At 72.1% G+C, this 15,523-nt stretch carries 11 protein-coding genes, 1 tRNA gene and 1 pseudogene; 9 read left to right on the plus strand and 4 right to left on the minus strand.

Going from position 1 to position 15,523, the window contains the following annotated elements:
* Positions 1–291: 291 nt before the first annotated feature.
* From HHX41_RS32635 to HHX41_RS32650, 4 genes and pseudogenes are all read left to right on the plus strand, one after another.
* Positions 292–371, plus strand: a tRNA-Ser gene (locus HHX41_RS32635).
* A 913-nt stretch (positions 372–1,284) separates the two neighbouring features.
* Positions 1,285–1,458, plus strand: a pseudogene (locus tag HHX41_RS42455) (TROVE domain-containing protein); the annotation flags it as partial.
* Between the two features lie 800 nt (positions 1,459–2,258).
* Positions 2,259–2,720, plus strand: a complete 462-nt coding sequence (locus tag HHX41_RS32645) for a MarR family winged helix-turn-helix transcriptional regulator (protein ID WP_169986813.1) — start codon at positions 2,259–2,261, stop codon at positions 2,718–2,720.
* A 40-nt stretch (positions 2,721–2,760) separates the two neighbouring features.
* Positions 2,761–4,035, plus strand: a complete 1,275-nt coding sequence (locus HHX41_RS32650) for an MFS transporter (protein ID WP_169986811.1) — start codon at positions 2,761–2,763, stop codon at positions 4,033–4,035.
* Positions 4,036–4,063: 28 nt separating this feature from the next.
* Here the strand turns inward: HHX41_RS32650 and HHX41_RS32655 are convergent, their stop codons facing one another.
* The 3 genes from HHX41_RS32655 to HHX41_RS32665 all read right to left on the minus strand — a co-directional run bounded on the left by HHX41_RS32655 (position 4,064) and on the right by HHX41_RS32665 (position 7,294).
* Complete coding sequence (locus tag HHX41_RS32655; protein WP_169986809.1) at positions 4,064–5,224, minus strand: lactate 2-monooxygenase; 1,161 nt, start codon at positions 5,222–5,224, stop codon at positions 4,064–4,066.
* 91 nt (positions 5,225–5,315) lie between these two features.
* Positions 5,316–6,059 (minus strand): SDR family NAD(P)-dependent oxidoreductase, encoded by a 744-nt coding sequence (locus HHX41_RS32660; protein ID WP_169986614.1) that lies wholly within the window; start codon positions 6,057–6,059, stop codon positions 5,316–5,318.
* Positions 6,056–7,294 carry an acyl-CoA dehydrogenase family protein gene (locus tag HHX41_RS32665; RefSeq protein WP_182909024.1) on the minus strand — a complete coding sequence of 413 codons (1,239 nt, stop codon included), beginning with the start codon at positions 7,292–7,294 and terminating at the stop codon, positions 6,056–6,058. The genes HHX41_RS32660 and HHX41_RS32665 overlap by 4 nt, the downstream gene beginning before the upstream one ends.
* 98 nt (positions 7,295–7,392) lie before the next feature.
* Here HHX41_RS32665 and HHX41_RS32670 point away from each other — a divergent pair, with 98 nt between their 5' ends.
* From HHX41_RS32670 to HHX41_RS32685, 4 genes are all read left to right on the plus strand, one after another.
* Complete coding sequence (locus tag HHX41_RS32670) at positions 7,393–8,034, plus strand: helix-turn-helix domain-containing protein (RefSeq protein ID WP_182909025.1); 642 nt, start codon at positions 7,393–7,395, stop codon at positions 8,032–8,034.
* A 235-nt stretch (positions 8,035–8,269) separates the two neighbouring features.
* The gene (locus tag HHX41_RS32675; RefSeq protein ID WP_182909026.1) at positions 8,270–12,304 is read left to right on the plus strand and encodes a Pls/PosA family non-ribosomal peptide synthetase; all 4,035 of its coding nucleotides are present in this window, start codon (positions 8,270–8,272) and stop codon (positions 12,302–12,304) included.
* An 18-nt stretch (positions 12,305–12,322) separates the two neighbouring features.
* Positions 12,323–13,054: a BPL-N domain-containing protein gene (locus HHX41_RS32680; protein WP_169986801.1), complete on the plus strand. Its 732-nt coding sequence runs from the start codon at positions 12,323–12,325 to the stop codon at positions 13,052–13,054.
* Positions 13,055–13,149: 95 nt separating this feature from the next.
* Positions 13,150–14,529 carry a M1 family metallopeptidase gene (locus tag HHX41_RS32685; protein WP_182909027.1) on the plus strand — a complete coding sequence of 460 codons (1,380 nt, stop codon included), beginning with the start codon at positions 13,150–13,152 and terminating at the stop codon, positions 14,527–14,529.
* Between the two features lie 9 nt (positions 14,530–14,538).
* Here HHX41_RS32685 and HHX41_RS32690 read toward each other — a convergent pair whose 3' ends face one another.
* Positions 14,539–14,832, minus strand: a complete 294-nt coding sequence (locus HHX41_RS32690; protein ID WP_182909028.1) for a hypothetical protein — start codon at positions 14,830–14,832, stop codon at positions 14,539–14,541.
* Between the two features lie 172 nt (positions 14,833–15,004).
* Here HHX41_RS32690 and HHX41_RS32695 point away from each other — a divergent pair, with 172 nt between their 5' ends.
* Entirely contained in the window at positions 15,005–15,427 is a 423-nt protein-coding gene (locus tag HHX41_RS32695; protein ID WP_310742291.1) for a DUF6098 family protein, read from the plus strand.
* The last annotated feature ends 96 nt before the right edge of the window (positions 15,428–15,523 follow it).

Here is a 15,523-nt window from a genome sequence, read left to right on the forward strand (position 1 = left end):
TCAATGGCTGATTCGCGGCGGGCACGCGGCCGATCCGGCCACACGGCGCGGAAAACAAACTGCGCACGAAACCGCGGCGTGGTTAGGATTTCCGCCGTGGCAAGGATCCGGCGGCTCGGGAAACAGCACAAGAGTCGCCGGTCTCCGGAGCCGGCACATGAATGACCACGCACCTCCCGGTGCGAAGGCAGCGGTTACTTCGAGGTTCGAATCCTTACAGCTCCCATGGGCTGCCGGCCCCACAGGCGGGCCAACCCCCGTCACCCCGATCTCGGGAGGAGCACGACTTCACCGGCCGCGCCCGGTGCGAAGGCAGCGGTTACTTCGATTCGGGATCGAGTGGTCGCAGGTTCGAGTCCTGCCCGGCCGGAAATCCGGCCGGTAGCTCAGCCGGCAGAGCGCTGTTACCGGCGCCGCTTCCGATCTCGGGCGCGTTCCGGAGAACGAGGACGGGCTCCTTCCCTGACGTGGAAGGAGCCCGTTTCCATGGCGAAATTCAACACCGGCACGGCCAGGCCCGCGGCGGTCAGCCCGGTCACCACCGAGGCCGTCCCGCGCGGTCGTACGCACGAGGGCGCCACCGGCTACCTCCGCGACCCCAGGTCGGAGCTGTTCGTCCTCGCGGTGTCGAACATGGCCGGGGAGGACACCTTCTACGAGAGCGCGGGCGACCGCGACGGCAGGTTCCGCGCCCTCGTTCACCGGGTCGCGGTGGAGGACGGCGACTGGATGGCCCGTTTCCTGCCGTGGCTGCGGGGCGGGGCGAACATGCGCTCGGCGTCCCTGGTCGCCGCCCTGGAGTCCGTGCACGCCAGGCTCGCCGCCGGGCTGCACGGCGGCAACCGCGAGCTCGTCGCCTCCGTGCTCCAGCGGGCGGACGAGCCGGGAGAGGCGCTCGCCTACTGGACGTCCCGGTACGGCCGGGCCGTCCCCAAGCCGGTCAAGCGCGGCATCGCCGACGCCGTGCGGCGGCTCTACACCGAACGCTCCCTGGTCAAGTACGACAGCGGCGCGCGCGGCTTCCGCTTCGGCGACGTCGTCGAGCTCGTCCATCCCACGCCCGCCGACGACCGGCGCGCCTGGCAGGGCGACCTGTTCGCGCACGCGCTCGACCGGCGCCACAACCGCGACAAGCCGATCCCGGCGTCGCTGCGGACGCTGCGTGAGCGGGCCGCGCTGCTCGCCCTTCCGGCGGAGGAGCGCCGGACGGCGCTGTCCACGCCGGAGCGCCTCGCCGCGGCGGGCATGACCTGGGAGGCGCTCGCCGGCTGGCTGCAGGGCCCGATGGACGCACAGGCCTGGTCGGCGGTCATCCCGTCGATGGGATATATGGCGCTTTTGAGGAATTTGCGGAACTTCGACGAGGCCGGCGTGGGCGACGACGTCGCCGAGCGGGTCATTGCGAGACTCACCGATCCGGAGGAGGTCGCGCGTTCCCGGCAGCTGCCGTTCCGGTTCTTCTCGGCGTACCGGAACGCGCCGTCGCTCCGCTGGGCCCACGCCCTGGAGACGGCGCTGACGCTCGCCACCCGCAACGTGCCGCCGTTCCGGGGACGCACGCTCGTGCTCGTGGACACGTCGTCGTCCATGGCGTCCGGGGCGGTCTCCGCGCGGTCGACGGTCGCCCCCGTCGACACGGCGGCGCTGTTCGGCGTGACCCTCGCGGCGCGCGGCGACCGGGTGGACCTCGTGGGCTTCGCCAACGGCGTCTTCCGGCACGAGATCCGGCCGGGAGCGTCCGTGCTGCGTGAGGTCGAGCGGTTCCGCGCCCGGATCGGCGAGGTCGGCCACGGCACGCTGATCGCCGACGCGCTCACCCGGTCGTGGCACGGTCACGACCGTGTGGTGATCCTCTCGGACATGCAGACCATGGCCGGGTCCCACGGAGGAGGGGTCACCACCGCGGTTCCGGCGAGCGTGCCGGTGTACGGCTTCAACCTCGGCGGCTACCGAGCCGCGGCGATGCGGACCGGCTCGGCGAACCGGCACGAGTTCGGCGGCTTCTCCGACGCCTGCTTCCGCATGATCCCCTTGCTGGAGGCGGGCACGTCGGCCGACTGGCCCTTCTGACCTCGGCGGCAGCGCGGCGAGGGCCCGGTCCGGGCGTAGCGGGCTTCGCCCGGACCGGGGCCCTCCGCCGTGCCCCGGCGGCGTCCCGGCGATCCACGCCATCACTCACCACAGGGGGCGACGCATCCCGCTGCGGACAGTTGTATAAGCTTCCTATGTAAATCTGGTTCCCGTCCGGAGGAACTCCTGTGTCCGACTCCCCGAACGCCGATTCCCGCGAGGATGCCCACCCGATCGCGGCCATCCTGGACGACCTCGCGGTGCTCGCCGTACGGCGGCTGTCCACGCGCGAGATCAGCCTCACGGCCGCGACGACCCTGTCGTACCTGGACAGGAACGGCCCGGCGCGGCTCAGCGTGCTCGCGGCTGAGCAGGGCGTCACCCAGCCATCGATGACCCAGCTCGTGCAGCGCCTCGAGCGCGAAGGGCTGGTGAGTCGCGGCGTCGACGCCCAGGACGGCCGGGCCGTGCTGGTCGGCGTCACCGACGCCGGCCGCGCGCTGCTGGCCGAGCGGCGCCGCCGGCGCAGAGAGCGGCTCGACGAGATGCTCGGCACGCTGTCCCCCGGCGAGCTGCGTGAGCTGACGCGGGCCGCCGGCGAGTTCCTTCCCCTGCTCCGGCGCCTGCTCCAGAGCGCGGCCGACGAGTAGGGGCCCGGTCGGCTCCCCCTCGCTACTACCAGGAGGTCCGGTGAGCTCTGCTCATGCCCCCGTCTCCAATCCCTTCAAGCAGCCGAAGGCGGTCTGGGCCGTCGCCTTCGCCTGCGTGATCTCGTTCATGGGTATCGGCCTGGTGGACCCGATCCTGCCGGCCCTCAGCTCGAAGCTGCACGCCACGCCCAGCCAGGTCTCCCTGCTGTTCACCAGCTATCTGGTCGTCACCGCCGTGGCGATGCTCGTCACCGGGTGGGTCTCCAGCCGGATCGGCGCCAAGCGCACCCTCATCGCGGGCCTCGCCCTGATCGTGGTGTTCGCCGCCCTCGCCGGGATGTCCGGCAGCATCGGCGGCATCGTCGGCTTCCGCGCCGGCTGGGGCCTCGGCAACGCCCTGTTCATCGCCACCTCGCTCGCCGTCATCGTCGCGTCGAGCAGCGGCGGCTTCGCCGGAGCGATCATCCTGTACGAGACCGCGCTCGGCGTCGGGATCGCGGTCGGCCCCCTGCTCGGCGGCGTGCTGGGCGGCATCAGCTGGCGCGGCCCGTTCTTCGGCGTCGCGGTCCTGATGGCGATCGCGCTGATCGCCACCGTCACCCTGGTGCGGCCGACGCCCACGCCGGCGACCAGGACCAGCGTGACCGCCCCGATCAAGGCCCTGCGCCATCGCGGCCTGCTCATCCTGGGCCTGACCGCGCTCTGCTACAACTGGGGCTTCTTCACGGTGCTCGGCTACGCGCCGTACCCGATGGAGCTCAACGAGCACCAGCTCGGCCTCGTCTTCACCGGCTGGGGAATCCTCGTCGCGGTCTTCTCGGTCTTCGGCGCCCCGCGGCTGCAGGCCCGCTTCGGCATCGCCCGCACGCTCTACGCCAACCTCGTGCTGTTCAGCCTCGACATCCTGGTGATCGCGCTGTTCACCGACAACCGGACCGTCGTGATCTGCGGCGTGATCGTGGCCGGCATCTTCATCGGCGTCAACAACACGGTCACCACCCAGGCGGTCATGACCGTCTCGCCCGTGGAGCGGCCGATCGCCTCCGCGTCCTACGGCTTCATCCGATTCATCGGCGGCGGCCTCGCGCCCTTCGTCGCGGGCAAGCTCGCCGAGCACTTCGACAGCCGGCACGCGCCGTTCTATCTGGGCGCCGCCGCGGTGCTCCTCGGCGCGGTGGTCCTCACCGCCGCGCACCGGCAGCTCGGCGAGGCCGAGCGCGCCCAGGCGGAGATGGCCGCCGCCGATCCGGCCGCCGCGCGGCGGGAGGAACTGGAGGAGGAGGCCCTGGCCGAGGACATCGGCTCGGCCACCTGATCGACGCGCCCGCTGCGCGCGGGCCGGGTCAGATCCGCGTGAGCAGGTCGGGGGTGAGCGCGGCGACGCCGGCGCAGCCGGACAGGGCCAGGGTGAGATCGGTCTCCGCGAGCACGCAGCGGATCACGTGCTCCACCCCGGCCTGCCCGTCCAGCCCCAGCCCGTACGCGTACGGACGGCCGAGCAGCACGGTCCTGGCGCCGAGCGCGAGCGCCTTGACGACGTCGTCCCCGGTGCGGATGCCGCCGTCGAACAGCACGGTGAGCCGGTCGGCCACGGCGTCGGCGACGGCCGGCAGGGCGTCGGCCGCCCCGATCGAGCCGTTGACCTGGCGTCCACCGTGGTTGGAGACGACGACGCCGTCCATTCCGGCGTCGGCCGCCAGGCGGGCGTCGTCGGGGTGCAGGACGCCTTTCAACACGATCGGGCCGTCCCAGTGCTCGCGCAGCAGTGCGAGGTCCGGCCATGTCTTGCCCGGGTCGCCGAACATGCCCACGAAGTGCAGGACCGCCGCGTTCGGGTCCTCGTGCACCGGCCGGGCGAGCCCGGCCTGGAACGCCGGGTCGGTGAAGTAGTTGGCCGTGCCGACGCCGCGCAGGAACGGCAGGTACGCCTGGTCGAGGTCGCGGGGCCGCCAGGCCAGCAGCGGGGTGTCGAGGGTGACGACGAGCACCGTGAACCCCGCCGCCTTGGCCCGGGCGAGGAAGCTGAGGGTGACCTCGCGGTCCTTGCCCCAGTAGAGCTGGAACCACCGCTCGCCGTCCCCCATGGCCGCCGCGACGTCCTCCATCGGCGTGCTGGAGGCCGACGACAAGGCGAAGGGCACGCCCAGCGCCGCCGCCGCGCGGGCGGCGGCCCGCTCGGCCTCGGGGTGCATGATCGACAGCACGCCGATCGGCGCCAGCGCCAGCGGCGCGGGCAGCTTCCTGCCGAGCACGGTCACCGACAGGTCGCGTTCGCGCACGTCGCGGAGCATCCGCGGCACGATCCGCCAGCGGTCGAGCGCCTCGCGGTTGGCACGCCCGGTGCGCCCGCTGCCCGCGCTCCCGGCGACGTACCCGAACGGGCCCGGGCCGAGCCGCCGCTCGGCCATCTCCTCCAGCCGGGTCAGGTCGGTCGGCAGCCGGGGCACGGCCCCCGTCATGCCGTTGAGGTAGATCTCGTACTGGAAGTCCGCCCAGGTGGTCATCGTCGTCCTCGTTCCGCGACCGAATCGACAGCGGCACGCTACCGAATCATCGCCCTCATCGCCCGAAAGCCGACAACCCGGTCATACCAGCTCACCGCGGCCCGGGAGCGCGGCGGAAGGCGAAGGGCTCGCTCTCGCGGCCCGGCACGACGAACCAGCACTCCCCGGTGCCCTCGCTCGCCAGCAGCGAGACAAACGCGTCGACGACCGTCTCGACGTCGAGGATCGGGAACTTCAGCTCGTCCAGCAGCGTCTTGATGTCGCCGTCCAGGATCGCGGTGTCCGCGAACGACGGGCACAACCCCTGCACCCGGATGCCGAGGGGCTCCAACTGGGGGCCGAGCGAGCGGACGAGCCCGACGACCGCGTGCTTGTTGGCCGCGTAGACGGGATCCTGCGGAATGCCCACGATCCCCGCCATGCTGGCGGTCGCCACGATCACACCTCCGGCCCGCATCGCCGGCAGCGCGGCGTGCACGCCGAAGACGACGCCGTCGAGGTTGATCCCCATCACGCGCCGGTAGCGGTCGAGGTCGAAGTCCTCGCCGAGCCCGCAGCCCGAGGCGACGCCCGCGTTGAGGAAGGCGAGGTCGAGCCCGCCGTGCCGCTCGACCGCGAGCGCGACCGCGGCCTGGTTGTCCTCCAGCCGGGACACGTCGGTCCGGACGAACGAGGCGCCGATCTCCTCCGCGGTGCGCGCGCCGGCCTCGGCGTCGACGTCGGCCAGCACGACGTGCGCGCCGTACGCCGCCAGGCGGCGGGCCACGCCCGCGCCGATGCCGCCCGCGCCCCCGGTGACGAGCGCGACCTTGCCGGAGATGTCGTCGGTGTTCACAGTGGGAGCCCTCCCGTCGCGGCCCTGGTCGAGCCGGTGGCCCGGTAGGCCTCGATCGTCCGTTCCGCGATGCGCATCTGGTGGATCTCGTCGGCGCCGTCGGCGAACCTGGCCCATCGGGCGTGCTGGAACATGTGCGCCAGCGGGGTGTCGGTCGAGTAGCCGAGCGCCCCGTGGATCTGGATGGCACGGTCGACGATCCGGTTGAGGCTGTTCGCCACGAAGTGCTTGGCCATCGAGACCTCGGTGCGGAAGTCCTCGCCCTTGTCGATCTTCGAGGCGGCGTGCAGCACCATGAGCTTGCACTGGTACAGCTCCATCGCCGAGTCGGCGATCATCCACTGCACGCCCTGCTTGCCGGCGAGCAGCGACCCGTGGCTGTACCTGTCCAGCGCCCTGCCCACCATCATGTCGAGGGCCGTCTCCGCCTGCGATATCCACCGCATGCAGTGCGCCAGCCTGGCCGGGCCGAGGCGGTACTGCCCCAGCCGGTGGCCGTTGCCCCGCCCGCCGAGCACCGCGGAGTCCGGCACGCGCAGGTCGGTGATGACGATCTCGCTGTGGCCGGTCGAGCCGTGCATGGTCTCGATCTCGCGTACGTCGTGCCAGCCCTCGGCGGGCAGGTCCACGAGGAAGGCGGTGTTGGCTCCCCGCGCGCCCTCCGGCAGGTCGAACTCCGTCTTGGCGATCAGGATCGCGAAGCTCGCCCTGCGGGCGTTGGAGATGAACCACTTGTGCCCGTTGATCACCCATTCGTCGCCGTCCTTCACGGCGTTCGTACGAATGAGCGTGGGATCGGAGCCGGCCACCTCGGGCTCGGTCATCGCGAAGCACGACATCTTCACGCCGTCGAGCAGCGGACGCAGGTAGCGCTCCTTCTGCTCGTCGGTGCCCCAGTGCAGCAGCGTGTGCATGTTGCCCTCGTCGGGCGCCGCGCAGTTGAGCACCCACGGGCCGAGCCTGGTCTTGGCCGCCTCGGCCTGCACCATGGCCAGTTCGACGTGGCCGAGGCCCATGCCGCCCCACTCCTCGGGCATGTGCGGCAGCCAGAGCCCCTCCTCCTTGGCCCGGCGGCGCAGGTCGAAGATCGTGCGCAGGTACTCGTCCCGGGTGAGCGCCTTCTCCTCGGAGTCCTCGAACGGCTTCACCGCCGGGATCACGGTCTCCTGGACGAACGTCCGCACCCGTGCGCGTATCTCCTCGTGCTCGGGAGCGAGCGTGAAGTCGATGGCCATGATCCTCCCTCGGGCCCGCTAATGCGGCTGCCGCACCATATAAGGCGATCGCCTGAAATACCGTATCCTTCGGGCGTACGGGCGACAAGGGAGGCGTGATGGCGGCGGAGACCACGGTCCGGCGGCTCGTGGACGCCGCGGAACGCCTGTTCGCCGAGCGCGGCATCGACGCGGTCTCGCTGCGCGAGATCAACGCCGCCGCCGGGCAGCGCAACTCCAGCGCGCTGCAGTACCACTTCGGCGACCGCGCCGGGCTGCTGAAGGCGGTGCTCGCCAAGCACCGGCCGGAGATCGAGGCGCGGCGCCACCAGCTTCTGGACGAGTACGAGGCACGCGGCCCGCTGCCGCCGGCCCAGGCGCGCCGCACGCTCGCCGCCGCGCTCGTCCGCCCGGCCGCCGCCAAACTGGCCGACCCCGACGGCGGCCGGGCCTACCTGCGTGTCATGGAGCAACTGCTCCACCGCATGCCGCCCAGCATCCCCGATGACGGCGGCGGCAGCATCGGCCGCTGGCGGGAGCTGGTCGCCCCGCTGCTCCCCGAGGCCGCCGTACGCCTGCACCAGCGCTTCATGGCGATCCGCATGACGTACGTGGAGCTGGCCCGCCGGGCGGGCGCGGCCCCGGCACGGGACGACCGCCTGTTCACCAGCCACCTGATCGACGTGGTCACGGCGGTTCTCGCCAGCGAGGTCTCCGAGGAGACCACCCGCCTCCTCGCCGAACGCGAGCAGCGCCCCTGAGGGCGGCTCGGCCGTCATCGCCGTACTTTTGCCCTGTCTGGGGAATTCGCTGCCGGAGCGTAGCGGCATCGGGGGCACACACTCCCTAGGACGACCGCCTCATGGCGGTGTCATCGGGCATCAGGGGATCCGGCGGCGGACATGATCCCGCGTCCGTCTCGCGGGTCGCGCCGGGCACTTCTCGTGTGGATCGACGAACCCGCCCAAGTCACACGCGATCGGCCAAAGGGTGATCATGCCGAGTCACGCATCGCGAACAGCACGGGTCGGGAGCGGCCCGCGGATTCCGTCCAGGCGATCACGCGGACGGCTGCACCACGTCTTCGAGGCACGTTGTGACCTGACGCCGGGGGCGACGGCTCTGGAGTGCGGACAGCTGAGGTTGACGTACGCCGCGCTGGACGCCCGGGCGAACCGGCTGGCGCACCTGCTGCGCGACCTGGGGATCGGATGCGGATCCCGCGTCGCGATCCTGCTGCCGAGGTCGGTGCACACATACGTGGCGCTGCTCGCGGTGGGCAAGGCGGGCGCGGCGTTCGTGCCGATCGACCCCCAGTCGCCGCCGGACCGGGTCGGCTACATCCTCGACGACGCCGGCGTCGACCTCGTGCTCACCACGTCGGACCGGTCGTTGACCGTCGTCGCGCTGGGGCACCGCGTGCTCGACCTCGACGCCTCCGCCGGCCTCGCCGCCGCCGCGCCGATCACCCGCCCGCTCGACGGCGCGGCCGACGACGATCCGGTCGCGTACGTCATGTACACCTCCGGGTCGAGCGGCCGGCCGAAGGGCGTCGAGGTGGCGCAGTCGAGCATCCGCAACTTCCTCGACATCGTGCCGGGCCTGTACGGCGTGCGGCCGCACGACCGGGTCTACCAGGGGATGACGATCTCCTTCGACTTCTCCATCGAGGAGATCTGGCCGACGTGGTCGGCCGGCGCCGCCCTCGTCGCGGGCCCGGCCGGCTTACCGCAGTTCGGCGCGGAGCTCGCGGACTTCCTGGACCAGAGCGGCATCACGATGCTCTACTGCGTCCCGACCCTGCTCGCGACGATCCCGCGTGAGCTGCCGCGCCTGCGCACACTGATCGTCGGGGGCGAGCCCTGCCCGCCCCGGCTGGTGGAGCGGTGGAGCCGGCCGGGCCGCCGGATCCTCAACACGTACGGGCCCACCGAGGCGACCGTCACCGCGACCTGCGCCGAACTGCTCCCGGGGCGGCCGGTCACCATCGGCCGGCCGTTGCCGACCTACTCCGTCGTGCTGCTCGACGAGCGGCGCGACCCGGTGCCGGACGGCGAGGTCGGCGAGATCTGCATCGGGGGGCCCGGCGTCGCCCGCGGCTACGTCGGCCGTCCCGACCTGACCGCCGACCGCTTCATCCGGCATCCGCTGGCCTCCCCCGGCGGCAGGTTGTACCGCACCGGTGACCTCGGCCGCGTGACCGCGACCGGGGAGATCGAGTATCTGGGCCGCGCCGACTCCGAGGTGAAGATCCGGGGACATCGGGTGGACCTGGGCGAGATCGAGAACGTGCTGCTGGAGGACGCCGGCGTCGCCGAGGCCGTGGCCGCCCTCATGCCCGTGCCCGGCACGGGCGCCTCCGGCGGCGAACTCGCCGCATACGTCGTGCCCGCGGCGGCCAACGGGGACGGCGACCGGGCCCTCGCCGGGCGGCTTCACGACCGGCTGCGCCGCAGGCTGCCGTCGTACATGCTCCCCTCGTTCCTGGACGTCGTGGCCGCACTGCCGGCCATGCCGAGCGGCAAGGTGGACCGCAGGAGGCTGCCCCCGCCGACCGGCCGTCGCCTCGTGGGCCCCGGGCCGGTGACGCCCGCCGAAGGTGAGCTGGAGACACGCCTGCGTGAGGTGTGGGCGGAGGCGTTCGGCCTCGCCCCCGAGTCGCTGTCGGTCGAGGCGGACTTCTTCACCGACCTCGGCGGTCACTCCCTGCTGGCGGCACGCGTGGTGTCGCTGCTGCGCGCCGGTGAGATCGGCGCGGGCCTCGCGGTGCGCGACCTCTACGCCAACCCCACCCTGCGCCGCCTCGCCGCGCATCTGGGCGGCCGTACGGGTGTGCCCGAGCCGGCCGCCCCGCCCCGCCCGGCTCCCCTGCGGCACGGCGGCCGCCGGATCGCGCTCGCCGGGGCCGCGCAGAGCGCGGTCATCTACCTGCTGCTACTCGTGATCACGCTGCCGGTCTCCGTCACGTTGCACGGGTGGACCAACCCCCGTCCGATCCCCGGGGTCCCCAGGAGGGACGAGGGGTGGCTGCTGCTGCCCGCGGCCGGCGCCGGCATGCTCGCCACGCTGGCGCTGGCCGCGATGACCGCCTACCTCTGGGTGCGCTGGCTGCTGCCGGTCCTGCTCGCGCGACCGCTGGCTGCCGGGATCCGGCCCGGCCGATACCCGTTGTGGGGCGCCACCTACCTGCGGCTGTGGACACTGCAGTTGCTGCTGTCGGTCTCCCCGCTGCCGCTGCTGAGCGGCTCCCCCATGATGGGGGCGTACCTGCGGCTGCTCGGCGCGCGGGTCGGGCCCGGCGCCGCCGTCGCTACGGCCGACGTCAACCTCCCGTCGCTGCTGCGGATCGGTGCGGGCGCCTCGATCGGATACCGGGCCTCCCTGCACGCGTGGGCGGTGGTGGACGGCTGGGTGGTCGTCGCCCCCCTGGAGGTCGGTCCGCACGCGTTCGTCGGGAACGGCGTCGTGCTCGCGCCGGGCGCACGGGTCGCCGCCCACGCCGGGCTCGGCGACCAGTCGGCGCTGACGCGGGGCGAGACGGTGCCGGAGGGCGAACGGTGGGCCGGGTCGCCGCCGACTCCCGTGGAGTCTCTCGGGCCCGTGGTGGAGACGATGCTGCGCGCCCCTGCCCCGCCCGGGTGGAAGGCGCGTCACGTGGCCGCGACGGTGGCCGTCCTCTGCTGCCTTGAGGCGATCATGCTGGCCTCGATCGTGCCGAGCGTCCTGGTCGTCTGGGCGGCCGTGGCCGCCTGGGGCCTCGCGGCCGGTCCGGCCGCCGTCCTGGTGGCGGGCCCGCTGTACGTGGTCGTCGTCTGCGCGGCGGTGGCCGCCGGCAAACGTCTCGTCCTGCCGAAGGCGCCGGTCGGCGTCCATTCGGCGCGTTCCTGGCTCGGCGTACGCAAGTGGGCGGTGGACAAGCTCCTGGAGCTCAGCCTGAGGTCGACCAACTCGCTCTACGGCACGCTGTACACCTCCCCGTGGCTGCGGCTGCTCGGTGCGCGGGTCGGCCGTCGCGCCGAGGTGTCCACGGCCGCACAACTCGATCCCGACCTCCTCACGCTGAGCGAGGAGAGCTTCGTCGCGGACATGGCCAGCGTCGGCGCCGCCAGTTTCGCCCATGGTCACGTCGCCTTCCTGCCGACCGAGGTGGGCAGGCGCGCGTTCGTCGGCAACGCGGCCGTCATCCCGGCGGGGACGCGGATGGGACCGGGGTCCCTGGTGGGTGTCAGCACGGTCCCGCCGCGCGACGGCGTGCCCGAGGACACCTCGTGGCTGGGCTCTCCCCCGATCCACCTTCCCGTACGGCAGGAGAGCGGCTCGTTCTCGGAGGACCAGACGTTCCGGCCGGCTCGCGGGCTGGTGCTTCACCGCCTGGGCATCGAGTTCTTCCGCACCACCCTCCCGGCGACGCTGTTCGGCGCGGGTTTCTACCTCTACCTGCTGGGCGTGCACGCGCTCGCCCGCGTCCTGCCCCTGCCCGCGGTCGCGGCCGCCGCGCCGCTCGTCGCCGGTGCGGCAGGGCTGGCGATGATCGGCTGCTGCGTCGCCGCCAAGCGACTCCTCATCGGCGTGTACCGGCCGAGGGTGGAGCCGTTGTGGAGCCGGTTCGTCCGGCGCACGGAGTTCGTCACCGGGCTGTACGAGGCCGCCGCGGTTCCGGCCGGCGTCGCTCTCCTGGCCGGCACCCCGTTCCTCCCGCCCGTGCTGCGGTGGTTCGGGGCCCGCATCGGCAGGCGCACCTGTATAGCGACCACCTACCTGACCGAGTTCGACCTCGTGGAAATCGGTGACGACGTCGCGATCGGATCGGGGGTGTCACTGCAGACCCATCTCTTCGAGGACCGGGTCATGAAGATGTCCGCGGTGACCGTACGGTCCGGCGCGAGCATCGGCGCCCGCGCCGTGGTGCTCTACGACTCGGTGATGGGCGAGGACGTGTCGCTCGGCGCTCTGTCGCTGCTGATGAAGGGCGAGCGGCTCACGCCGGGCACGAGCTGGCGAGGCATCCCGGCGCAGGCCGGCCTCGCCTGAGAGATCGGGGACAAACACATGGGATCCACTACGGGCATCCTCAAAACCCTCCGCCGCGTCCTCCGTCCCGAGAAGGCCCCTCCGCCACGCTCCGGACGGCCGATCGCGCTCGTCTACCGGGGCCCGGCCTCCATCGCCGGATGCTCGGAGGCGGTCGCCGGATTGCTGGAGGCCAGCCGCTGGGGCTTCGACGTCCGCTACACCGGCCCGCACGAGGAGGTCCCGCTCACGGCGGAGGCGCTGGCCCAGGCCGCCGTGTACGCCCAGCCCGGTGGCGGGGATCTGGACCGCGGCTACCGGCACCTCAGGCGGCATCGCGGCCTGCTCCGTGACTTCGTCGCCAAAGGCGGCCGCTATCTCGGCTTCTGCCTCGGCGGCTATCTCGCCGGAGCCACCCCGGGGTTCGCCCTGCTGCCGGGCGACACCGACCAGTACATCGCCACACCGGGGGCGACCGTGGAGGACGAGGAGGACACGCTCGTCGACGTGCGGTGGCGCGGCCGGGACAGGAGCGTGTTCTTCCAGGACGGCCCCTGCTTCCTACTCGAACCGGACAACAAGGCCAGCGTCCTCGCCACCTACCCCAATGGCGCCGTCGCCGCCCTCGTCACGCCGTACGGCGCGGGCCGGGTCGCCGTGGTCGGCCCGCATCCGGAGGCCACCGACGACTGGTTCACCGACGCCGGTCTGCCGGTCCGGCAGGCGCAGGACCTCGGTCTCGACCTCGTGGACGCGGCGATGAGCGGGTGAACCCGTGACCCGTGTGATGAATGAGACAATTCACCCTTAATGTTACTATTAGGGACGAATTACCGCTTTCTGCTAAAAATCCCCATTATGGGGGCATGGTGCGTAAATTAGCCGCCCTCGCCGCGAGCCTCACCGTGATGGCGTCCTCGGCCGCTCCGGCCGCCGCGGAGCCGGTCACCTTCCTCCCCGGGTCGGCGGGGGCGGGCGACCCCTACTATCCCCTCCAGGGCAACGGCGGCTACGACGTCGGGCACTACGACCTGCGCCTGCGGTTCGACCCCGACGACCACGAGGTGGACGCCACCACGACGATCACCGCGACCGCCGTCCAGAACCTGTCGCGGTTCAACCTCGACTTCTCCGGGCCGCCGATCAGCGGCGTGACGGTGGACGGCGCCCGGGCCTCCTACCGCCGCGACGGTCAGGAACTGGTGATCACCCCTGCCAAGGGACTGAGGTCGGGGAGCACGTTCACGGTCGCGGTCTCCTATGCCGGCACGCCGAAGGCGGTCTCGGACGCGACCGGTCGCCAGGGATGGATCAGGACCAAGGACGGCGCGTTCGTGGCATCCCAGCCGGACGGCGCGCGCAGCTGGTTCCCGGCCAACGACAGCCCGGCGGACAAGGCCACCTTCTCCTTCCGGGTGTCCGCACCCGAGGATCTCACCGTGCTGGCCAACGGCGAGCACACGGGGACGGACGGCGCGGACGACGACGGCTACAAGACCGTGCGGTGGGAGATGAGGCAGCCGATGGCGCCCTATCTCGCCACGATCGCGATCGGGCACTTCGTGGTCAGCGAGGGCACGGTCGGCGGCATGCCCAACGTGACCGCCTACGACCCGTCGCTGGCCGAGGAGTCGAAGAACCTGCACGACGTCACGGCGAAGGCGGTCGCGTGGGGAACCAAGCTCTTCGGCCCCTACCCGTTCTCCTCCACGGGAGGCATCGCCGACGGCAACGGCTCCGTGACCGCCCTGGAGACGCAGGGCCGGCCCGTCTACAGCGGCGGCCCCACCGACGACTCGGAGATCGTGCACGAGCTGGCGCACCAGTGGTTCGGTGACAGCGTCGGCGTGCAGAGCTGGCGCGACATCTGGCTCAACGAGGGCTTCGCGACGTACGCCGAATGGCTCTACCAGGAGCAGCACGGCGGGCCGTCCGCCAAGGAGATCTTCGACCGGCACTACCGGAAGACCGGCCACTTCTGGAACCTGAAGACCGGCGATCCCGGCCAGGAGCACATGTTCGACGAGGACGCGGTGTACCTCCGGGGCGCGATGACCGTCCACGCCCTGCGCACGAAGATCGGGGACAGGGTGTTCTTCTCCCTGCTGAAGACCTGGGCGCAGGAGAACAGGCACGGCACGGCGACCACGGCCGACTTCGTCAGCCTCGCGGAGAAGCTCAGCGGGCAGAACCTCCGCTCCTTCTTCGACGCATGGCTCTACCAGGCGAACAAGCCCCGGCTCTGAACCCGGCGACTATCGCTGGACAAGGATGGACCGCACGCCGGGGAGGACGGTGGCGCGGAAGGTGGCGTCGAGTTCGGCGGGGGTGGCGGCGATGTCGCCGTCCACCCAGCCGCGCAGCAGTGCCAGGAAGGCGCCGGCCACGCAGATCACCAGGCGGTCGAGCGCGGGCGACGGCCGGGCGCCCGCGGCGAGGAGTTCGTCCCTGACCACACGGCCGAGTATCCGCTCGCCGCGTGCCGGCACCAGGCCGCCGCCGCGCCGCCCCAGTAACGCGCGTACGAGCGGACCACGGCGCACTCTCATGGTGCGGGTTTGCCCTCGCGGCGGGCGGGGAGGGGTGGACAGCACCGCCGGGGGATGGTTGCGGACAGCCCGTTTCGGTCTTCGCGGCGGCCCGTAAGGAGGGCGGATGTGAGAGCCGCGCCAGGCCCCCGCCAGAAGCGGATCGGGCGGAGCGGGACCGCGGAGGGGTGAAGTGAGCGGAATACCCACCATCAAGAGCCTGGACGAGCTGACCGAGCTCGTGGAGCACCGGCCCGGCCTGCACCTGCGGTACTCCAAGGGGCCCGAGGCCGACGCCGGCAAGCCGAGCGTCGACTACGAGAGCCGTCTGGAGCTGCCCGGCCTGTCGGCGACCGTGCTCGACGCCGAGCGCTGGTGGACCCTCCCGCTGCGCGACTGGCTGGCCCGCCAGATCTGCAAATACACGCATCTGGCCGAGAATGACGAGGAACGGCACGCCTGGGTGCTGACCGGTCGTGTGGTGGGCCGCGGCCCCGACCACGAGCCGCTCATCGACCAGGTCGAGCCGGTCGCGTGGCTCGACGACTCGGTGGTCGAGCAGGCGCGTGAGCACTACGAGGAGGTCTTCGACGCCGGCCGCGACTCCACCGGCTGAGGTTCGGGCCGGGCACCCCGGCAGGGACGGACTCCCGCCCGGCCCCGCAGCACCTCGCCGTACACCGCGCGGCGAAGACGGAGCACAGACGCGGAA

Origin of the sequence: Microbispora sp. H13382 (genome assembly GCF_014161445.1) — a bacterium.
Classification (GTDB): domain Bacteria; phylum Actinomycetota; class Actinomycetes; order Streptosporangiales; family Streptosporangiaceae; genus Microbispora.